The organism is Ferrimonas kyonanensis DSM 18153 (assembly GCF_000425405.1).
GTDB classification, from domain to species: domain Bacteria; phylum Pseudomonadota; class Gammaproteobacteria; order Enterobacterales; family Shewanellaceae; genus Ferrimonas; species Ferrimonas kyonanensis.
On the sequence record NZ_AUDJ01000011.1, the window covers coordinates 90753 to 110998 of the forward strand.

Consider the following 20246-nt stretch of genomic DNA (forward strand, 5'->3'; position numbering starts at 1 on the left):
GATATTAAGCCTCTCGCTTGGCGCACATCAGGTCTGCGGTACAGACAACTTTACCATCCACTTTCGCCTGAGCGGCGTAGAAGCCGATGCCGCGACGATCCTTAATGAACTCGATGTGCAGATCCAGAGTATCCCCTGGCACCACCGGCTTCTTGAAGCGGGCGTTATCGATGCCGGCAAACAGGTACAGTTCGTTCTCTTTCTTGCCGTAGGTCTTAAAGGCCAAAATGGCAGACGCCTGGGCCAGAGCCTCGAGGATCAGCACACCGGGCATAATCGGAGCCGCGGGGAAATGACCCGGGAAAAAGGGTTCGTTGTAGGTCACATTCTTGCGCGCGTGCAGCGATTCACCAGGAACGAAATCCAGCACCCGGTCCACCAGCATAAAGGGGTGGCGATGGGGAAGGTATTGGAGGATTTCATTGACCTCCATGGAGTTTAATTGCTCAGACAAAGTCGTCTCCAAAAACGGTTATTGATCCTGCTCGGAATCCGGCAGCTGTTTTTCCAACTCGCGCAGGCGCTGATGCATATCATCCAGTTGACGCATGCGAACCGAGTTGCGACGCCAGGACTTGTTGTCCTGAATGGGCGAACCGGAGGAGTAGACGCCGGCTTCACGCAGCCCCTTACTCACCCGGGACATCCCGGTAATCTGTACGCCATCGGCCAGTTCAATGTGACCGGCAATGGCGGAGTTGCCACCGATGATGCAGTGACGACCAATCTTGGTACTGCCGGCAATGACCGAACAACCGGCAATGGCGGTATGGGCGCCAATGATGTCGTTGTGGGCGATCTGACACAGATTATCGATGATCACCCCATCCTCAATCACGGTGTCGTCGATGGCACCACGGTCGATGGAGGTATTGGAGCCAATCTCAACCCGGTTACCGATGCGCACGCTGCCCACCTGGGGAATCTTGATCCACTGACCGGCTTCATTGGCATAACCAAAGCCGTCGGAACCGATCACCGCACCGGAATGAATGATGCAATCCTGCCCCAGTTCGACGCCATGATACAGAGTGACGTTGGCCCACAGGCGAGTCCCCTGACCAATGTGGGCGCCCCGTCCGACCACCGAACCGGCACCAATCTGAACGTTGTCGCCGATAACCGCGTCGGCTTCAATCACCGCGTTGGCGGCCACCGTCACATTGGTACCGAGGCGGGCGCTGGCATCAATCACCGCCGACGGATGAACGCAATCGGCGGCCATCGGTGTGGTATCCAGAATCTGGGCGATTCGGGCGAAGCAGACATAGGGATTGGCTGCGATCAGCGCATTGCCAGAGTAAGCGTCACTGTCAGCCTCAGACAAAATCACCGCCCCGGCGGCGGTGTGGTCTAACTGCTTGCGATACTTGCTGTTGGCGAGAAAGGAGATGTGATCCGGGCCGGCGTTATCCAAGGTGGCCACGCGGGCCACCTCTTTATTGCCGTCCCCTTTAACGGTAGCGCCGACCAGTGAGGCCAGCTCCGTCAGGGTTTTGCTTGTCATACTGTTAGTTGCCTTTACCTACGGCTTCGACCACTTTGGCAGAGATGTCGGCGGCGTCGTTCACGTAAACCGCGGCGCCGCGCTGAAGAATGATGTCAAACTTTTCCGCTTCGGCAACGCTGTTGATGGCGGTTTGCACCTTCATCAGCAACTTCTGTTGCTCTTCGTTCTGACGCTTTTTCATGTCTTCCTGCAGCGCCTTGCCTTTCAGCTGGTAGTCTGCATTCAGGCTTTCCAGCTGACGGCTCAGTTCGGTCTTCTGCTCATTGGTCATGATCAGGGCGTCTTTCTGCTGCTTTTCAGCCAGTGTCTTCAGCTCGGTTTCGATCTTACGTACCGCGGCAACACGCTCGGAGAACTCATTCTGCAGACCCTGCATCATTGCTTCCGCCTGAGGCAATTGCGCCATAATGGCCCGCATGTCCAGCACGCCAATCTTCTCAGCCCAGGCCGAAGGTGCCATTACTGCCATCATCAGGGCAATTGTCATTAACTTCTTCAAGTTTCTATCCTCTGTATTTTATCCCAGTGCCATCGAGCATCGGGTTTAGAAAGTTCGACCAATGTTAAAGGAGAACACTTCGTTGTCATCCCCTTCGTACTCTTTGATCGGCTTGGCCAGACTGAACACCATGGGCCCCATGGGGGACAACCATTGCACCGACAAGCCGGCCGACGCTCGAATGCGCATCGGATCGGAGTAATCCTGAATCTTCTCGAACTCAGACTGGGGCAATGCCCGGTAGCTTTCGTAATCAAATTCGGTGTCCCATACGTTACCGGCATCGACGAAGAAACTGGTTCGCACCGAGTTCTTGTACGACTCATCCAGGAACGGAGTCGGGATAATCAGCTCGGCACTCAACGTGGCGATGCCGTTACCACCGATGGAACGACCCGTATCAACCGCTACGGTATCAGGATCACCCGGCAAATTACAGCCTCCGAAGCCGCCGTTCGGATCCGGAATGCATGGGGTACCGTCACCGGTCAGGTAGAAGGCCCGTGGACCCACAGAGTTGGTCTTAAAGCCTCGCAGAATGGTGGAACCACCGGCGTAGAAGTTTTCCCAGAACGGCAGGATGTTGTCCTGGCCCTTGTACTGACCGTAGCCGTTACCATAGCCCAGTTTACCCCGGGTCAGGAACACCCAGTCGTGGGTCCGGTTGAGCGGGAAGTAGAAGCTGGTGTCAAAGCTCAACTTGAAGTATTGAATGTCGCTGCCAGGAATCGTGGCCTTGGCAAAGAACTTCTGGTTGTTACCCGAGGTCGGGAAGGTACCCCGGTTCAGGGTACTGCGGGTCCAGTTGCCGTTCACTTCGTAGTTGTTGAACGCAATCTTGCTGCCGGAGTTACTGGCATCGCCATAGATGTTGTAGAACTTAATCACCTGCTGATACGGCGACACTTCCGACAGTTCGTTGTGGCGATAGAACAGGCCCACACCCAATCGGTTGTATTCGTTCAGCGGCCAGGACAGGTCGAAGCCCCCACCGTAGGAGTTGTTCTTATAGGACTCCAGATAGTACTCATCGGCGTCAAACTCGGACCAGTAGATGCTGCCCCCCAGGCTGACTCCGTCCTTGGTGAAGTACGGGTCGCGGTAGGAGAAGTTAATGTCCTTCTGGTACGAGTTGTTGTTCAGGTTGATGCCGACGCTGTTACCGGTCCCCATGAAGTTACTCTGAGACACACCCAGCTGCAGACTCAGCTTGCTCTCGGTACCGTAGCCAACACCAAAGTTAAACGAGCCGGAAGGCTGCTCTTTCACCTTAAAGGCGACATCCACCAGGTCATCACTGCCCGGCACCGGCGTGGTTTCGGTCTCCACCGTCTCGAAGAAGCCCAGACGGTTCAGACGCTCCTTGGACAGTTCCACCGAACGGCTGTTGAGCCAGGCGCCTTCCATCTGGCGCATCTCCCGGCGCAGCACTTCGTCTTTGGTGACGTTGTTGCCGGAGAAGCTGACACTGCGAACGTAGATTCGCTTGCCGGGATCGATGTTGATGTTGAGGGTAACCTCTTTGGTCTCCTCATCCACCTCGGGGTAAGTACTCACCCGGGGATAGGCATAGCCGTAACGGCCGAGGAACTTGCCGATCAGCTCCTCGGTAAAGGTCACTTCACCGCCGTTGTACATCTCACCGGTCTCGATGGGCACCAGGGATTTCAGCAGTTCATCTTTACCCAGCAACTCACCGGTCAGGTTGATGTCCTTAACCGTGTACTGCTCCCCCTCTTCCACGTTGATGGTGACGTACAGCCCGGTCTTATCCGGCGTCATCGCCACCTGAGTGGAATCGATCTTGAATTTCAGGTAGCCGCGGTCGTTGTAGTAGGAGGTCAGAGACTCCAGGTCCCCTTCCAGCTTCTGCTTCTGATAGCGACGATCGCCGAAGAAATCCCACCAGGCCACGTAATCGGTCAGCTCCAGCAGGCCGATCAGCTCGTCATCCGGATAGACGGTGTTTCCGACGATGTTGATTTGATGGATGTCGGCGGCGTCGCCCTCGGTGAACTTCAGCTTCAGCTCGACCCGGTTGCGCGGCAGCGTGACGATCTGCGCGTCTACTTTGGCGTTGTATTTACCGACGCTGTAGTAGAAGTCCTGCAGACCGGATTCGATCTCGGTCAGCAAGGTGCGGTCCAAAGGCTCGCCGGTCTTAATGCCCGACCCGTCCAGACTCTCCTGCAGCTGCTCGTCTTTGATGTCTTTGTTGCCTTCAAACACGATGCTGGAGATGGTCGGCCGCTCTTTCACCGCCACCATCAGCACATCGCCGTCCCGCGACACCGAGATGTCCTCAAAGTTATCGGAGGCGTACAACGCCTTGATGGCCCGCTGCAGAGTGACGGAATCAACCTGATCCCCCACTTTGATGGGCAGATTCAGCAACGCAGCACCCAGGGCTACCCGCTGTAGTCCCTCAACCTTAATATCTTCTACCACAAAGGCATCAAAGCCTGCAGCGTGCCCTTGTGCCGTGATGGCCGCACCGATGAATACCATCGATGCCATAATTTTATTCAGTCTCATAGACGAAGATTCTTATTATTCCTTGGGCCTACAGTCGTGCTACGTCGTTGACGATAGCGATAATCATCAGCATCAACACCAGCGCCGAGCCGATGCGATAGCCAAAATCTTGAATTTTTTCCGGTACCGGCTTGCCGGTCAGCACTTCCACTGCGAAATACAGCAGATGGCCACCGTCGAGGACAGGGAGGGGCAACAGGTTGATGATGCCGAGGTTCACACTGATCAATGCCAGAAAACCAAGAAAATACACCAAACCGTATCCCGCCGAGCTGCCGGCGCCCTGGGCAATGGATATCGGGCCACTTAGGTTACTCACCGCAAGGTCGCCCGTAAACAACTTACCAATGGTTTTTACCGTCAGCTCCACCAATTGCCCGGTTCGCTGCAACGCCGGCATCACTGAATCCAGTACGCCGTAGCTCAAATCGATGCGGTATTCCTCTGGCCAGGACTCAGCCCGGGGTGACACGCCAATCTTACCCACCAGCTTGCCATCCGCGCCCGGCTCCCCTCGGGGCACCACGGTGACCTCCAGGCTGTTGAACTCCCGTTGCAGCGTCAGCACCATCGGGGTATCGGCACTGGCCTCCACCAGAGCCACCAGTTGCAGCCAGTCCTGATAGGGTTGCCCATCGATGGCCATTAACTTGTCACCGACGCGGACCCCGGCCGCATAGGCGGCGCCCTCTTCGGTCACCAATGCCAGTTCATTGCTGATGGCCGGGCGCCAAGGCATCATGCCCAGGCTGACAAACAGCGGTTCTTTATCCGGCTGAACCTGCCAGTCGCGCAGGTCGAGGTCGACGGTACGGCTACGGCCGCTGTTTCCGTCCTCCACAGTCAGGCTCAGTTCATCATTGCCGATGTACTCTACCAGAGCGAGGTTGACCGCTTCCCAGTCAACGGTGTCACGATCCCCGATTCGGGTGACGATGCTGGTCGGCGTGATCTGTGCCTCGGCGGCGATGGAGTGAGGGGCCACCTCTCCGATGACCGGGCGCACCGTGGGTACGCCAATCAGGAACATCAGGTAGAAGGCAAAAATGGCAAAGGCAAAGTTGGCCAACGGTCCGGCGGCGACAATGGCAATGCGCTGCCACACCGTCTTGGTATTGAATGCCTGCGACTGCAACGACGCCGGCACCTCATCGACCCGGCCATCCAGCATCTTGACGTAGCCCCCGAGCGGGATCATCGCCAGGGTGTACTCGGTCCCGTCCTTGCCGACGCGACGCAGCAGGGTTTTACCGAAACCGATGGAAAAGCGTTCCACTTTGACGCCACAGCGCCGAGCGACCCAAAAGTGGCCATATTCATGAACGGTAATCAGAATCCCCAGGGCCACCACAAAGGCCCCAAGACTCCATAAAAACTGCAGCATTACACTCCCCTGGCTATCCAGCCGTTGGCCATGGCCCTGGTTTGAGAATCCAAGGCATTCAACGCGGCCAGATCCGTAAGTGGGCTCAAATCCGCCTGTTCAAGGCAAAACCTGTTGACCCGGGCGATATCCGTAAATTTAATCTGCCCCTGAAGAAAAGCGGCCACCGCCTGTTCGTTGGCGGCGTTGACCACAGTGGTCGCTTCCTGGCCATGATCACAAGCATCCATGGCCAGTTTCAGACAGGGATACCGTTGAAAATCGGGCTCTTCAAAGGTTAATTGTCCGACCTTGAAGAAATCCAAAGGTTCCACACCACTGACAATTCGATTGGGGTAGGACAGGCTGTGGGCAATGGGGGTACGCATATCCGGCTGCCCCATCTGAGCCAGAACCGAGCCATCCTGGTACTGCACCATGGAGTGGATAACGCTTTGAGGGTGAATCACCACCTGAATCTGCGACGGCGAGGCATTGAACAGCCAGCGGGCCTCGATGTACTCCAGGCCTTTGTTCATCATCGACGCCGAGTCCACCGAGATCTTCTGCCCCATACTCCAGTTCGGGTGGGCACAGGCCTCGGCGGGGGTAATGGCATCGAAACGGCTCAGGTCGCGGGTACGGAACGGGCCGCCGGAACCAGTCAACAGCAGGTGGGAGACGCCATTGCCAGCCAGATCGCAATACCCCAGTTGCTGTTGCACCGCTTCGGGCAGGCTCTGGAAGATGGCATTGTGTTCGCTGTCCACCGGCAGCAGGGTCGCCCCATGCTCCCGAACGGCGTCCATAAACAACCGCCCGGATACCACCAGGGCTTCCTTGTTGGCCAGCAGGATACGCTTGCCTTTGCGCACCGCCGCCAGGGTGGAGTTGAGACCGGCCGCGCCGACGATGGCCGCCATCACCACGTCGACGGAATCCAGCTCCGCCACATCAGTAAGCGCTTGCTCACCAGCCAACACTTCGGTGTTCGCCTGGCCCTTGAGGGCCTGGTTCAACTGTTGCGCCGCCTGTGGGTCCACCATCACCGCCACCGCAGGCTGAAACTCCTGACACAGCGCCAGCATCGACTGCCAGTTGCTGTGGGCGGTCAGTACCTCAACCTGAAATTGTTCGGGGTGACGACGAACCACATCCAGAGTGCTGGAACCAATGGAGCCGGTGGCTCCGAACAGCGCAAGTTTTTGCATTTACTACATCCACCAATACAGGTACAGCAGGGCAAACACCGGCATGGCCGCGGTGATGCTGTCGATACGATCTAGGATACCACCATGACCGGGAAGAAGTCGGCCGCTGTCCTTAATATTGGCGCTGCGCTTAAACATGCTCTCAGACAGGTCTCCCAACGCCGAAGACAGCGCCGTCACCAGCACCACCGCCAGCACCGGCACAAAACCGTTGTTGGGCAACCACTGCCAGCCGGCAATGGCCAGCAGCACACACACCAGCAGGCCGCCCAGCAGCCCCTCGATGGTCTTACCCGGGCTCACGTGGGGAGCCAGCTTGTGCTTTCCAAAAGCGCGGCCAAAGAAGTAGGCGCCGGTATCGGCACCCCAGACAATCAAAAATACCGCCAGCACCAGGTAGGACCCGAACAGCGGGTCTTCCCCCTGGTTGAGGCTGTGCAGCACCATCATCGCCACAAAGGCCGGAATCAGTGTCAGTTGGCCAAACACCGCCTTGAGCACCATGGAATGGTGCCACATCCGCACCGAACGCACGTAGGTCACCACCAGCCCCAGAGCCACCAGCCACCACAAGCCGCCAGCCTGCAGGATGATCTCCGCCAGCGGATGCAACTGCTGTTGATTCCACATCAAATCCACCGGCATGATGAAGGTCAGAGCCGCCAGTAGCACGGCGATAGACAGGGTGAAGCTCACCTGGACCAGACGGTCACCGGGTTGAATGAAGCTGCCCCACTCCTTGGCAGCCAGCAGCATCACCAATGCGATGGCGATGGCAAAGCCACCGACCGGAAGAAGAAAAATTGCGGCCAGCGCTGCAGGAAGCAGCAGGATGGCAGTTAACACTCGTTGCTTAAGCAAAAAACTAACCTCTTAGGGTATTTTAATCTTGTTATTGAGCCTCGACCTGGGCACTGGTCTGCCCAAATCGGCGCTGTCGACCGGCAAACTCGTTGAGGCAATCATCCAGTGCCTGCTCGCCGAAATCGGGCCACAATACCGGGCTGAACACCAGCTCGGCATAGGCCGCCTGCCACAGAATAAAGTTGCTGATGCGGTGCTCACCGCCGGTGCGCACCAACAGATCCACCTCCGGCAGATCGGACATGGTCAGCTGCCGGGCGATGGTGTCCTCATCGATCTGCTCTACGTCCAGCTCACCGCGGCTGGCCGCCAGGGCAATTTTCTGGGTTGCCTGCAGCATGTCCCATCGACCGCCATAGTTGGCGGCCACGTTCAGCACCAATCCCTGACAGTCGGCGGTCATCGCCTCCGCCTTGCGAATGCGTTGCTGCAACTCTGGACTAAAGGCGTCGGTGTGGCCAACGACTTTAAGGCGTACATCGTTGTTGCGAAGCAACTTTACCTCACGGGACAGCACCGTCATAAACAGCCGCATCAATAATGCGACCTCACGCTCCGGACGACGCCAGTTTTCACTGGAAAACGCGAACAAGGTCAACGCCTTGATACCATGTTTTCGACACACCCGTACCGCTTCTCTGACGGCCTTCACCCCAGCCCGATGTCCGGAGACCCGGGGGCGGCCTTTGGCCTCGGCCCAGCGGCCATTGCCATCCATGATGATAGCAATATGCTGCGGGAGTGGCACACAGGATGCCGGGCTTGTCGAATCACTACTGACGAGCATGGGAAGAAAATCCTGACCATTAAAAACAGAAACGCCGCGTAGTATATCCAAACGCGGCGTCAAATCACTAGCAAACTAAGGCGTCTGCTTAGATCTCCATCAGCTCGGCTTCTTTCTCAGCCAGCACTGCATCGACCATCTTCACGTACTTGTCGGTCAATTTCTGGATTTCATCTTCGCCTTTGCGAGCATCGTCTTCACCGATCTCTTTTTCCTTCTCCAGATCTTTGATGTCGGAGTTGGCGTCACGGCGAATGTTACGGATGGCCACTTTGCCGTTTTCGGCTTCGCCACGAACCACTTTCACCAGGTCTTTACGACGCTCTTCGGTCAGTGGAGGCAGTGGAATGCGAATGGTGGCGCCAGCAGAGTTGGGGTTGAGACCCAAATCGGAGGCCATGATCGCCTTCTCTACCGCCTGAATCATGGTGCGGTCGAATACGGTTACCGCCAGGGTGCGGGAATCTTCAGTGGCCACGTTGGCCACCTGCTTCAGTGGCGTATCGGCACCATAGTAGGAAACTACGATGGTATCCAGCAGGCTAGGGTGAGCGCGGCCAGTACGAACCTTAGCCATCTGGGTACGGCAGGCTTCTACGCTCTTTTCCATACGCACTTCTGCGTCTTTCTTAATGTCGTTAATCACGGTGAACTTCCTTACGGTGTCAACTCAGTGTCAATCTTACAGATTGTTGGTGATCAGGGTGCCGTTGGCTTCCCCCATCACGGCCCGGCGCAGCGCACCTGGCTCGTTCATATTAAAGACCATCAAAGGCAGGTCATGGTCGCGGGCCAGGGTAAAGGCCGACAGGTCCATGACTTTCAGTTCTTTTTCGAGAACTTCGTTGTAGGTGATTTTATCATACTTCACTGCGTCCGGATTAGTAACCGGATCATCGGAGTAAACACCATCTACTTTTGTGCCCTTGAGTACCACATCGGCCTCAATCTCAATGCCACGCAGGCAGCAAGCGGAATCGGTGGTAAAAAATGGGTTACCGGTACCGGCGGAAAAAATCACCACCCGGCCTTGCTTGAGCAGGCTGATGGCCTCGGCCCAGTTGTAGTTATCGCACACGCCGTTAAGAGGAATGGCAGACATCAGTCTGGCGTTCACATACGCACGGTGCAGGGCATCACGCATCGCCAGGCCGTTCATCACGGTCGCCAACATGCCCATGTGATCGCCCACTACCCGGTTCATGCCCGCTTTCGCCAGGCCTTCACCGCGGAACAGGTTACCGCCGCCAATAACCAATCCAACTTGAATACCCAGTTCGACCAACTCTTTGATCTCTTGGGCCATACGGTCTAATACTTTGGCGTCGATGCCAAAGCCTTCTTCGCCTTGGAGTGCTTCGCCACTCAATTTCAACAAAATGCGTCGGAAAGCCGGTTTTGGATTGGTGCTCATTTTCTGTGTCCTGAATGCTAAAAGACCGCGACAATTCGCCGCGGTCTGTATCAAAGGTTATCGCGGGCCTTAGGCCTTTTTGGCTGCTTCGATTTGAGCCGCTACTTCTGCAGCGAAATCTTCTTCAGCTTTCTCGATACCTTCACCTACTTCCAGACGTACGAAAGTGGCTACGTCAGCGCCGGCGTCTTTCAGCAGCTTGCCAACGTTCATGGATGGGTCCTTAACGAAAGGCTGACCAGTCAGAGAGATCTCACCGGTAAACTTCTTCATACGGCCTTCAACCATCTTCTCGGCAATCTCTTGAGGCTTGCCGGAGTTAACCGCGATCTCAACCTGGATGCGGCGCTCGTTGGCGACAACGTCGGCATCAACGTCTTCAGGCTTAACGAACTGTGGGTTGGACGCTGCAACGTGCATTGCAATGTCTTTCGCCAGGGCTTCGTCACCGCCGTTCAGGGCTGCAACTACACCGATCTTACCACCGTGGATGTAAGCACCCAGGTTAGCGCCTTCAACCAGAACAACACGACGTACGTTCATGTTCTCGCCGATTTTAGCAACCAGGTTAGCACGGGTCACTTCAACGGTGTTGCCGTCCAGCTCAGCCGCATTCAGCGCATCGATGTTGTCGATTTTGCCAGCCAGAGCAACGTCTGCAACCTTGTTAGCGAAAGCCAGGAAGTTTTCGTCACGAGCTACGAAGTCAGTTTCGCAGTTCACTTCAACCATTGCCGCCAGGCCGTCATTGCTCTTAACAATGATCACACCTTCAGCAGCAATACGGCCGGCTTTCTTAGCAGCTTTAGCTTGGCCGGACTTACGCATGTTCTCGATGGCCAGTTCGATGTCGCCGTTGGTTTCTACCAGGGCTTTCTTACAATCCATCATGCCAGCGCCAGTGCGGTCGCGCAGCTCTTTAACCAGGGCAGCGGTAATTGCCATGTCCAATTCCTCTATGACTTGCGTCTTAAATGCGTAAAAAAACAGGGGCCACGAGGGCCCCTGTTAACCAATATCTGTTGGTTAATAAGGGGCGAGTAAACTCACGCCTTATTATGCTTATTCAGCTTCTACGAAACCGTCTTGCTCAGCTTGAACAGCCAGGTCTTGGTTACGACCTTCGGTAACAGCTTCAGCAACAGCGTTAGTGTACAGCTGGATAGCACGGATAGCATCGTCGTTACCAGGAACAACGTAGTCGATGCCGTCTGGGTTGGAGTTGGTATCAACGATAGCAACTACTGGGATGCCCAGGTTGTTGGCTTCTTTGATGGCGATGTGCTCGTGCTCGGCGTCGATCAGGAAGATCGCGTCAGGCAGGCCGCCCATGTTCTTGATACCGCCCAGAGACTTCTCCAGCTTAACCATTTCACGGGTGCGCATCAGCGCTTCCTTCTTGGTCAGCTTTTCGAAGGTACCGTCTTGGCTCTGAGCTTCCAGATCCTTCAGACGTTTGATGGACTGACGAACGGTTTTCCAGTTGGTCAGCATGCCGCCCAGCCAGCGGTGGTCTACGTAGAACTGGTCACACTTCTGTGCAGATTCTTTAACGCTCTGACCTGCAGCGCGCTTGGTACCAACAAACAGGATTTTACCTTTCTTAGAAGCAACGTTGCCCAGGAAAGCCAGAGCTTCGTTCATCATAGGAACGGTAGATTCCAGGTTGATGATGTGAACCTTGTTACGAGCGCCGAAGATGAAAGGCTTCATCTTAGGGTTCCAGTAACGGGTTTGGTGACCGAAGTGCACACCGGCCTTCAGCATGTCGCGCATGGATACAGTTGCCATGATATTCCTCAATAATAGTTCGGGGTTAAGCCTCCACGCATCCCATGACCCGACCCCGAGGGGCACCCCGGACCATGTGCCGATACGTGTGTGGTTTAATAACAAATTAACGATATAATAGACGCCATTGTTCGCGTGGCGACCCGCAGGCCATTCAGCCCGGGTTCCATCACGACTCAACAGAGCCGGCGCGCTTTATACCATACTGAGCAGCAAAGCTCAACTTAAGTGTGTGCCACGCCACCGAGTTTTCGATAGAAGAGTAGACCAATGACCATCGTTATAAAAACCCCGGAAGAGATCGAAAAAATGCGCGTCGCAGGCAAACTGGCGGCCGATGTACTGGAGATGATCACCCCCCATGTGCAAAAGGGCGTCAGCACCGGTGAACTGGATGAGATCTGCCATCAGTACATCACCGACGTGCAAGAGGCGATTCCGGCCCCTCTGGATTATCATGGCTACCCCAAGGCCACCTGCATCTCGGTCAACGAGGTGGTGTGCCACGGCATTCCATCGCATAAGAAGCTGAAAGAGGGTGACATCGTCAACATCGACATCACCGTCATCAAAGACGGCTACCACGGTGACACCTCGAAGATGTTCATCATCGGCCAGACGCCGCTGCGCAACAAGAAGTTGGTCCAGGTCGCTCAGGACTCTCTGTACGCCGCCATTCGCCAGGTGCGCCCCGGACTGTGCATGAGCGAAATTGGCGCCGTGATTCAGCCCATCGCCGAAAAAGAGGGCTTCTCCGTCGTCCGCGATTACTGTGGTCATGGCATCGGCGCCAAATTCCACGAAGAGCCACAGATTCTGCACTACCGCAACCGCACCAAGCTGACCCTGCAGGCCGGCATGTGCTTTACCATTGAGCCGATGGTCAATGCCGGCGATTACCGCTGCAAACTGAACAAGAAAGACGGCTGGACAGTCACCACCAAAGATGGCCAACCGTCCGCCCAGTGGGAACACACCCTGCTGGTGACCGACGACGGCGTCGAAGTACTGACCCTGCGCAGTGACGAAACCCTGGAACGGATGATCTCACACAGCTAACTGGCCCTCAGCCTGGGCCCGTTCAATGCGGGCCCAGCTCATCATCAGGACACCACACCGGCATGAAGCCCGACAACACCGCCCTCACTCCCATCGACATCCGCCAGCAGCTGCAACAGCAACGTGAACAGCTGCAACAGCAGTTTGCCCAGGGCGACGCCATTGGCGTGCTGTTAGCGGAACGCTCACATCAGATCGACACCCTGCTGCAGCAGCTGTGGCAGCAGCACCAGGTGCCCCCCTGTCAGACGGCACTGATTGCCGTCGGCGGATACGGCCGCGGCGAGTTGCACCCGCACTCCGACATCGATCTGCTGGTGCTGACCACCGAACAGTGTGAGCAGGCCACCGAGGAGGCCATCGGCACCCTGCTGACCACCCTGTGGGACAGCAAGCTGGATGTGGGTCACTCGGTTCGATCGGTAGAGCAGACCTTTGAACAGGCCTGCGGCGACGTCACCATCGCCACCAACCTGCTGGAGTCCCGTTTCCTGTGTGGCGATATCGCGCTGTATCAGCAGCTGCAACAACGGCTCGCCAGTGCCGATTTCTGGCCCATCTCGGAGTTCTACCTGGCCAAGCGGGACGAGCAGCGCAGTCGGCACGCCAAGTCCTCGGGCTTTGACCTGGAGCCCAATATCAAGGCCTGCCCTGGCGGCCTGCGGGACATTCAGACCATCACCTGGGTGGCGATGCGCCACTTCAACGCCTCCTGCATGGCCGACCTGGTGTCTCATGGCTTCCTGGCCCGCGAGGAACTGGAAGAGCTCAACACCTGCCGCAATTTCCTGTGGCGACTGCGCTTCGCCCTGCATTCGGCCGCCGGCCGCCCGGAAGACCGGCTGCTGTTCGACCATCAGCCCAAGGTGGCTCAACTGCTGGGCTACACCCAGGGTACCCAGTTGCCGGTCGAGCAGATGATGAAGCGCTATTACCGAACCATTCGAGCGGTGCGAGAACTGAATCAGATGCTGTTGCAGCTGTTCAAGGGCGAGATGTTGCCGCACCTGGCCAACCGCGACGACCCGGTCAACCTGGACCAGGACTTCTGCCGCATGGGCCGTTACATCGCCGTGCGCCATGAGGGCGTGTTCGAGCAACCGGACAAGATTCTGACCCTGTTCAGCCACTGCGCTCGGAATGCCGAGATCGAGGTGGTGGCCGCTCCGACCCTGCGACTACTGCGCAACGCCCGCCGACGCCAGAAACAGCCTCTGAGTGAGCGCCCGGAATGCCGCAGCCAGTTTATGGCGATCCTGCGGCACGCCAACGGCATCAAGGCACTGTCATTGATGCACCGCCACGGCATCCTCGGCACCTACCTCAAGGCCTGGCAACAGATCGTCGGCCAGATGCAGTTCGACCTGTTCCACGCCTACACCGTCGACGAACACACCCACCGATTGCTGCAGTTCATCGACCGCTTTGCCGACCCGGCCCACAAAGAGATCTTCCCCCTGGGCAGCGTACTCATCGACCAGTTGCCGAAAAAGGGGCTGCTGGTATTGGCGGCAATCTTCCACGACATCGCCAAGGGCCGCGGCGGCGACCACAGTGAGCTGGGCGCCGTCGACACCCTGCAGTTCTGCCAGTTGCACAACCTCAATGACCACGACGGTCGCCTGGTGGCCTGGCTGGTACAAAACCACCTGCTGATGTCGGTGACCGCCCAGCGCCGCGACATCAATGATCCCGAGGTGATTCAGACCTTTGCCGAGGCGGTCAGTGACACCACCCGCCTCAGCTACCTGTACTGCCTGACGGTGGCCGACATCTGTGCCACCAACGACAACCTGTGGAACAGCTGGAAGGGCTCGCTGCTCAGGCAGCTGTACCAGAGTACCCGCGGCATGCTGCTCAATGGCCTGGAGAAACCGGTAGACACCCGCGCCCGCATTCGCGAGCATCAGAATAAGGCCCTGTACCAGCTGTCGAAACTGGGGTTTGTCGAAGCGGACGTCACCCCGTTGTGGCACCGGTTCTCCGCCGACTACTTCCTCAGGTTCAGTCCACTGCAGGTGTGCAACCACACCCAGGCCCTGCTGGAACGCAAGGATGAGCAGCCCCTGGTGACCATGGCCGAGCACGAAAGCAGTGCCGGCACCGAGCTGTTTGTCTATTGCCGTGACCGCCCTGGCCTGTTTGCCACCGTGATGGCGGTGCTCGACGGCAAGAACGTCATCGTTCATGACGCGCAGATTTTCACCTCCAAAGATGGCTACGCCCTCGACAGTTTCGTGATTCTTGAGCAGGACGGCAGCCGGGTGGTACACCCATCACGCATCAACAGCATCCGCAATAGCCTGACCCGTATGTTGTTATCACCGACACCGGCAAAAGTGCGGCAACGGCCATTGCCAAGGCGTATGCGACAGTTTAAGGTTCGTACGCAGGTGAATTTTCTTCCCGGCAAGCGCAAACAGGGTTCCATGGTCGAAATCATCACCCTGGACTCCCCCGGCTTGCTGGCTCGAATTGGCCAGGTGGTGGATCAGTGCCGATTCACCATCCATTCGGCCAAAATCACCACCGTCGGGGAGAAAGCCGAGGATCTGTTTATGCTGGCCAATGACGACGGCCTGCCGTTAACACCGGATCAGCAGAACCAGTTCCGGGACTCCCTTACCCAGGCACTAACCACCGATTAAATTCAGAGGATAAGTTTCATGACCGAGTTGCAACAACGTATCGAGGCCGCCTTCGAACAGCGCGCCGACATCACCCCAGCCAATGCCGATGCCGGCCTGGTGAACGATGTCAAAATCGCCCTGGAGATGCTGGATAAAGGCCAGGCACGGGTTGCAGAAAAACGGGACGGTCAGTGGGTGGTCAATGAGTGGCTGAAAAAAGCGGTGCTGCTGTCATTCCGTCTGTTCGACAACCAGGTGATGGAGGGCGGTGAGACCCGCTACTTCGACAAGGTACCGATGAAATTTGCCGACTATGATGACGCCCGTTTCCGCGAAGAGAGCATTCGTGTGGTGCCGCCGGCCACCGTACGCCAGGGAGCCTTCATCGGCCGCAACACCGTGCTGATGCCCTCCTACGTCAACATCGGCGCCTACGTCGACTCCGGCACCATGGTGGATACCTGGGCCACCGTTGGCTCCTGTGCCCAGATTGGTAAGAACGTGCACCTGTCCGGTGGCGTCGGCATCGGCGGCGTTCTGGAGCCGCTGCAGGCCAGCCCTACCATCATCGAGGACAACTGCTTCATCGGCGCCCGTTCCGAAGTGGTGGAAGGGGTGATTGTCGAGGAAGGTTCGGTGATCTCCATGGGCGTGTACCTGGGGCAGAGCACCCGCATCTACGACCGTGAGACCGGCGAAGTGCATTACGGCCGGGTTCCGGCTGGCTCGGTAGTGGTGTCTGGCACCCTGCCCTCCTCCGACGGCTCATGCAACCTGTACGCCGCCATCATCGTCAAGAAGGTGGACGCCAAGACCCGCAGCAAAGTGGGCATCAACGAACTGCTTCGCAGCGCCGAATAACGGCCCTGCGGCGGCGATGCCGTCACCGGGTTCCCGGTCGGCACCCCCGCTAATTAAAAAAGTCCGCTTCGGCGGACTTTTTTGTTTCAGACCGGACACACTTTTTTGAAGGAATAGTGAGTCAAATTAGCCGCCTTTCTATGCAGCCCTTGCCCTCGCAGCTCGCAGACACACCTGTTTACCCTTTGTAACAGTGGGGACACGGTTCAGGCACCATGCTTAAAACGAACTTCCCCCCTCTGTACCGACCGCGTGTGACTGAGTGACACAGGAGAGACTGATAATGAAAGCCCTGACTCTGACTGCAGTAACCCTGGCCGCCAGCCTGGCCATTCCAGCTCAGGCTGCCCAGGCCAACATGACCGCCGCCATGGAGCAGTCCCTGATTGCGACCTGCAAAGCCTCGCTGACCGACAGCAAATATCGCTTCAACAAAACCATGAAGGTGTTCCGGGTCAATCCGTACCGGGTATTGGATAAGTTGGTGTGCAATGGCCAAGACATCGCCACCTTTGCTGAAAATCACGGCGCCCCCAATAACGCTGAGTACATCCGTGATCGCTACCTGCCTGGTCAGGTAACCATTCAGGATATCGCCATGACCAGCAATCGTCTCGAAGTCTGGTTCGAGCAGTAACGCTTCAGAAGCCTGAAACTCACAAGCCACCGTCTCGGTGGCTTGTTGCTATCACAGCAGGTCCTGCATCTCTCCTCGCAGTTTTTCCGCCTTGGGGCCAAACACCACCTGAACCCCGTCGCCGATCACCACCACCCCTTTGGCCCCCAGGCTGCGCAGTACCGCCTCGCGCACCTTACCGGCCTGATGAACACTGACTCGCAGCCGGGTCAGGCAGGCGTCCAGATCGCGAATGTTGTCGCCGCCCCCCAGCGCCGTCAACACCTGTTCGGCCTGAAACCGCTCCATATGCTGCTGAGGCGTCCGCCCCGGGGTTGGAAGATTAAAACGAATAATGGCAAAGCGGAACAACGCGTAATACGTCACCGCGTACAAACAACCCAGCACCCAAAACCAGACGCCATTATGAGACAGGTGATAAAACAGGCTGAAGTCCAGCAGTCCCTGGGAGAACACCAGGCCATGATGGAAGTCCACCGAGATCACCAGTACATAGGCCAGCCCCGTCAGAAGCGCATGGATCAGGTACAGCAGCGGCGCCACAAACAGAAACGCAAACTCCACCGGCTCGGTCACCCCGGTGATGGCGCAGGTCAGCGCCGCCGACAGCATCACCCCGGCGGTCTGAGCCCGCTGCTTGCGATCGGCACAGCGCCAAATGGCCAGTGCCGCTGCCGGCAGTCCCCACACCTTGACCAAATAGCCCCCGGCCAGGTGGCCGGCATTAGGGTCACCGGCCAGGAAGCGGCCGACTTCGCCTTGAATCAGATAGCCACCCGGAGTATTGAAACTGCCCACTTCGTAGAAAAACGGCAGATTCCAGATGTGGTGTAACCCCAGCGGAATCAACAATCGTTCCACCAGGCCATAGAGGCTCCAGGCCAGCATCGGCTGCTGATACACCACCCAGTTGGAGAAGTGATCCAGCACCAGGGTCATCCACGGCCACAGGCTGGCCAGCACCAGCCCCAGGCCGATGGCCGCCAGCACATTGGCCAGCGGCACCAGGCGACGACCAGAGAAAAAACCAAGAAATTCTGGAAGTTCAACCCGATAACAACGGCGATAGACCCAGGCGGTCAGGCCGCCACTGAGCACCCCGCCGAGTACCCCGGTATTGAGGGTCGGCAACCCCAATATGGTACTGGTTTCCCAGCCGTAATACTGGGCCAGCGCCGACATGGTGGCCAGCATCACCCCGTAACCAATCACCGCCGACACCGATGCCGAGCCATCCTGATAGCAGAAGGACAGGGCGATGGCGATGGCGAACAGCAACGGCAACAGGTTGAAGATGATGGTGCCGGTTTGCAGCAGCAGGCTTTGCACCACCGGGTGGAACCACCCCATGGGACTGGTCCCCAGCCCCAGCAACAGCCCGGCCGCGGGCAACACCGCCACCGGCACCATCAGGGCCTTACCGACCCGCTGCAATCCTCGGAACCAGGAGAAGGTCATAGCGCCCCTCTCAGGCCTGAGACAGCGCCAGCGTCAGCGCCGCCTGCCAGGTGTCCACCCAGGCCACGGCCGCGTGCTCCGGCTCAAAGGTGTCACAGGCATCGATGGTCAACATCTCACCGATGCGCGACGCCGTCAGCTCCTGCAGCAGGGCATCGAACTGGCGGCCGCCGCCACAGAAGGTGTCACCATAGCTGGAGTCCCCCAGGGCGATGACACCGTAAAAAAGATCAGGGATCAGAGGAAAGCGGTCATTAAGAGAGGTAAACAGCGGCAGAATGTTGTCCGGCAAATCGCCGCTGCCGGTGGTGGAGGTGATCACCAGCCAGGCGTCGCTGCCCTCGGCCAGCAACTCCTCGGCACTCTGGGCACCACTGATGCTGGCGCTGTGTCCCTGGGCCATCAGAACCTGACACACCTGCTCTGCCGTGTACTCGGCACCACCGTATACGGAACCAACCAATACGCTAATCTTAGCCATCCCTAAACATCCTGTTAACGACTTGATAAATTCACATTTCCACCTTACTGTAAGGACCGTAAAGGCGCAACAACCGCTAACTCGGAGGCAGGATGCAGTACCGTCAGCGAACACGCCGGCTCCACCATAAAGTCCACATTAAGCGGCAACGGGTGCGCCGCATTACCTACTTTACCCAGAGCCATATGGAAGGCCAAGTTCAACTCCCCAAGGCAGCGCCGTCACGATCCAACAGCTGATAATCAGACTGTTGCTGTGACCAGCCAAAGGCCTCAAACAACTGCAGCCACTCGGCTTCCAGTTCGGTTTCCAATACCACCACCGTCTCAGTCACCGGGTGGGTAAACGACAACGTCTTGGCAATCAACCACAGCCGCTGCACACCGAAGTGATCCCGATAGAATTTGTTATGGCGACCATCGCCATGGCTGGTATCACCGATAATGGGATGACGCAGGTGGGCCATATGCCGACGTAACTGGTGCTTGCGCCCGGTCACGGGCTTCATCTCCACCAACGAATAACGACAACTGTCGTAGCGTCCCACCGGGAAGGGCAGTTCGACCTGGTTCAAGGGCCGGTAATCGGTGATCGCCTCCTGGGCCTCTTTGTCCTGGCTGGCCCGGGCATCGGCAATCTTGTCCAGCTCCTCTTTCAGCGGATAATCGAGATGCCCCGCCTCATTAACGTAGCCCCGTACCAACGCCAGGTAGCGTTTATCGATGCCACGCTCGGCAAACTGCGGCTGCATCACCCGCGCCACCTCGGCAGATTTGGCAAAAATCAGAATGCCGGAGGTGGGCCGATCCAATCGATGCAGTGGAAACACATGGCAGCCAACCTGATCCCGCACCATCTGCATGGCAAACTCGGTCTCTTTGCGCGCCAGGTAGCTGCGATGCACCAGCAAGCCGGAGGGCTTGTGCACGGCCACGATGTGCTCGTCTTCAAACAAAATGTTAATCATGGGGTTCCGCTGAATCTGCTGTTAAAAACCACGCTCGCCACCGAGCGGCGCTAAAAGGTACCAGATTTTGCCGACTTTGGCCTCTGCGGGTTAGCGCTGACGTCGGTGATGCCTCATCCCGGCACCGATGGTGGTCCCCACCCAACTCAGGCAACCACCGAGAAACAGCAAGTACCGAG

General features: G+C 57.4%; 19 protein-coding genes. 4 read left to right on the plus strand and 15 right to left on the minus strand.

The features are described 5' to 3' along the window. Positions 1–4 precede the first annotated feature (4 nt). The 12 genes from fabZ to rpsB all read right to left on the minus strand — a co-directional run bounded on the left by fabZ (position 5) and on the right by rpsB (position 11974). Positions 5–454 carry a 3-hydroxyacyl-ACP dehydratase FabZ gene (gene fabZ, locus H598_RS0105190; protein ID WP_028112064.1) on the minus strand — a complete coding sequence of 150 codons (450 nt, stop codon included), beginning with the start codon at positions 452–454 and terminating at the stop codon, positions 5–7. Between the two features lie 18 nt (positions 455–472). Beyond that, entirely contained in the window at positions 473–1507 is a 1035-nt protein-coding gene (lpxD, locus tag H598_RS0105195) for a UDP-3-O-(3-hydroxymyristoyl)glucosamine N-acyltransferase (RefSeq protein ID WP_028112065.1), read from the minus strand. A gap of 4 nt (positions 1508–1511) precedes the next feature. Next, positions 1512–1997 (minus strand): OmpH/Skp family outer membrane protein, encoded by a 486-nt coding sequence (locus H598_RS0105200; protein ID WP_035415443.1) that lies wholly within the window; start codon positions 1995–1997, stop codon positions 1512–1514. A 57-nt stretch (positions 1998–2054) separates the two neighbouring features. After that, positions 2055–4544, minus strand: a complete 2490-nt coding sequence (gene bamA, locus H598_RS0105205) for an outer membrane protein assembly factor BamA (RefSeq protein WP_028112067.1) — start codon at positions 4542–4544, stop codon at positions 2055–2057. Between the two features lie 28 nt (positions 4545–4572). After that, positions 4573–5928 carry a sigma E protease regulator RseP gene (rseP, locus tag H598_RS0105210; RefSeq protein WP_028112068.1) on the minus strand — a complete coding sequence of 452 codons (1356 nt, stop codon included), beginning with the start codon at positions 5926–5928 and terminating at the stop codon, positions 4573–4575. Then, positions 5928–7118 carry a 1-deoxy-D-xylulose-5-phosphate reductoisomerase gene (gene ispC, locus H598_RS0105215; RefSeq protein WP_028112069.1) on the minus strand — a complete coding sequence of 397 codons (1191 nt, stop codon included), beginning with the start codon at positions 7116–7118 and terminating at the stop codon, positions 5928–5930. Before ispC ends, rseP begins: the two co-directional genes overlap by 1 nt. Before the next feature lie 3 nt (positions 7119–7121). Then, positions 7122–7979 carry a phosphatidate cytidylyltransferase gene (locus H598_RS0105220; RefSeq protein WP_028112070.1) on the minus strand — a complete coding sequence of 286 codons (858 nt, stop codon included), beginning with the start codon at positions 7977–7979 and terminating at the stop codon, positions 7122–7124. Between the two features lie 31 nt (positions 7980–8010). Then, positions 8011–8769: a polyprenyl diphosphate synthase gene (uppS, locus tag H598_RS0105225; protein ID WP_028112071.1), complete on the minus strand. Its 759-nt coding sequence runs from the start codon at positions 8767–8769 to the stop codon at positions 8011–8013. Positions 8770–8857: 88 nt separating this feature from the next. Then, positions 8858–9415 carry a ribosome recycling factor gene (gene frr / locus H598_RS0105230; protein ID WP_028112072.1) on the minus strand — a complete coding sequence of 186 codons (558 nt, stop codon included), beginning with the start codon at positions 9413–9415 and terminating at the stop codon, positions 8858–8860. A 36-nt stretch (positions 9416–9451) separates the two neighbouring features. Then, positions 9452–10183 carry a UMP kinase gene (pyrH, locus tag H598_RS0105235; protein WP_028112073.1) on the minus strand — a complete coding sequence of 244 codons (732 nt, stop codon included), beginning with the start codon at positions 10181–10183 and terminating at the stop codon, positions 9452–9454. A 69-nt stretch (positions 10184–10252) separates the two neighbouring features. Continuing rightward, positions 10253–11128 (minus strand): translation elongation factor Ts, encoded by an 876-nt coding sequence (gene tsf, locus H598_RS0105240; protein WP_028112074.1) that lies wholly within the window; start codon positions 11126–11128, stop codon positions 10253–10255. Positions 11129–11245: 117 nt separating this feature from the next. Continuing rightward, positions 11246–11974, minus strand: coding sequence for a 30S ribosomal protein S2 (gene rpsB / locus H598_RS0105245; protein WP_028112075.1), 729 nt, complete (start codon positions 11972–11974; stop codon positions 11246–11248). Positions 11975–12244: 270 nt separating this feature from the next. Between rpsB and map the strand changes: the two genes are divergently transcribed. The 4 genes from map to H598_RS0105265 all read left to right on the plus strand — a co-directional run bounded on the left by map (position 12245) and on the right by H598_RS0105265 (position 17161). Continuing rightward, positions 12245–13033 (plus strand): type I methionyl aminopeptidase, encoded by a 789-nt coding sequence (gene map, locus H598_RS0105250; protein WP_028112076.1) that lies wholly within the window; start codon positions 12245–12247, stop codon positions 13031–13033. A gap of 62 nt (positions 13034–13095) precedes the next feature. Further along, on the plus strand, positions 13096–15681 hold the full coding sequence (gene glnD / locus H598_RS0105255) for a [protein-PII] uridylyltransferase (RefSeq protein ID WP_028112077.1): 2586 nt from the start codon (positions 13096–13098) through the stop codon (positions 15679–15681). Between the two features lie 18 nt (positions 15682–15699). Then, positions 15700–16524, plus strand: a complete 825-nt coding sequence (gene dapD / locus H598_RS0105260) for a 2,3,4,5-tetrahydropyridine-2,6-dicarboxylate N-succinyltransferase (RefSeq protein ID WP_028112078.1) — start codon at positions 15700–15702, stop codon at positions 16522–16524. Between the two features lie 283 nt (positions 16525–16807). Beyond that, the gene (locus H598_RS0105265; RefSeq protein WP_035415447.1) at positions 16808–17161 is read left to right on the plus strand and encodes a DUF3718 domain-containing protein; all 354 of its coding nucleotides are present in this window, start codon (positions 16808–16810) and stop codon (positions 17159–17161) included. Positions 17162–17212: 51 nt separating this feature from the next. Here H598_RS0105265 and H598_RS0105270 read toward each other — a convergent pair whose 3' ends face one another. The 3 genes from H598_RS0105270 to truC all read right to left on the minus strand — a co-directional run bounded on the left by H598_RS0105270 (position 17213) and on the right by truC (position 20082). Then, entirely contained in the window at positions 17213–18619 is a 1407-nt protein-coding gene (locus tag H598_RS0105270; RefSeq protein ID WP_028112080.1) for a PTS transporter subunit EIIC, read from the minus strand. Between the two features lie 10 nt (positions 18620–18629). After that, a complete protein-coding gene (locus H598_RS0105275; protein ID WP_028112081.1) occupies positions 18630–19100 on the minus strand; it encodes a flavodoxin in 471 nt (156 codons plus the stop codon). Positions 19101–19299: 199 nt separating this feature from the next. Beyond that, on the minus strand, positions 19300–20082 hold the full coding sequence (gene truC / locus H598_RS23400) for a tRNA pseudouridine(65) synthase TruC (protein ID WP_245595560.1): 783 nt from the start codon (positions 20080–20082) through the stop codon (positions 19300–19302). Between the last annotated feature and the right edge of the window lie 164 nt (positions 20083–20246).

Coding starts and splice junctions, on each gene's coding strand:
- lpxD (WP_028112065.1), bottom strand. CDS start 1,507: ATGACAAGCAAAACCCTGACGGAGCTGGCCTCACTGGTCGGCGCTACC.
- H598_RS0105200 (WP_035415443.1), bottom strand. CDS start 1,997: ATGACAATTGCCCTGATGATGGCAGTAATGGCACCTTCGGCCTGGGCT.
- bamA (WP_028112067.1), bottom strand. CDS start 4,544: ATGAGACTGAATAAAATTATGGCATCGATGGTATTCATCGGTGCGGCC.
- rseP (WP_028112068.1), bottom strand. CDS start 5,928: ATGCTGCAGTTTTTATGGAGTCTTGGGGCCTTTGTGGTGGCCCTGGGG.
- ispC (WP_028112069.1), bottom strand. CDS start 7,118: ATGCAAAAACTTGCGCTGTTCGGAGCCACCGGCTCCATTGGTTCCAGC.
- uppS (WP_028112071.1), bottom strand. CDS start 8,769: ATGCTCGTCAGTAGTGATTCGACAAGCCCGGCATCCTGTGTGCCACTC.
- pyrH (WP_028112073.1), bottom strand. CDS start 10,183: ATGAGCACCAATCCAAAACCGGCTTTCCGACGCATTTTGTTGAAATTG.
- tsf (WP_028112074.1), bottom strand. CDS start 11,128: ATGGCAATTACCGCTGCCCTGGTTAAAGAGCTGCGCGACCGCACTGGC.
- rpsB (WP_028112075.1), bottom strand. CDS start 11,974: ATGGCAACTGTATCCATGCGCGACATGCTGAAGGCCGGTGTGCACTTC.
- map (WP_028112076.1), top strand. CDS start 12,245: ATGACCATCGTTATAAAAACCCCGGAAGAGATCGAAAAAATGCGCGTC.
- glnD (WP_028112077.1), top strand. CDS start 13,096: ATGAAGCCCGACAACACCGCCCTCACTCCCATCGACATCCGCCAGCAG.
- dapD (WP_028112078.1), top strand. CDS start 15,700: ATGACCGAGTTGCAACAACGTATCGAGGCCGCCTTCGAACAGCGCGCC.
- H598_RS0105265 (WP_035415447.1), top strand. CDS start 16,808: ATGAAAGCCCTGACTCTGACTGCAGTAACCCTGGCCGCCAGCCTGGCC.
- H598_RS0105270 (WP_028112080.1), bottom strand. CDS start 18,619: ATGACCTTCTCCTGGTTCCGAGGATTGCAGCGGGTCGGTAAGGCCCTG.
- H598_RS0105275 (WP_028112081.1), bottom strand. CDS start 19,100: ATGGCTAAGATTAGCGTATTGGTTGGTTCCGTATACGGTGGTGCCGAG.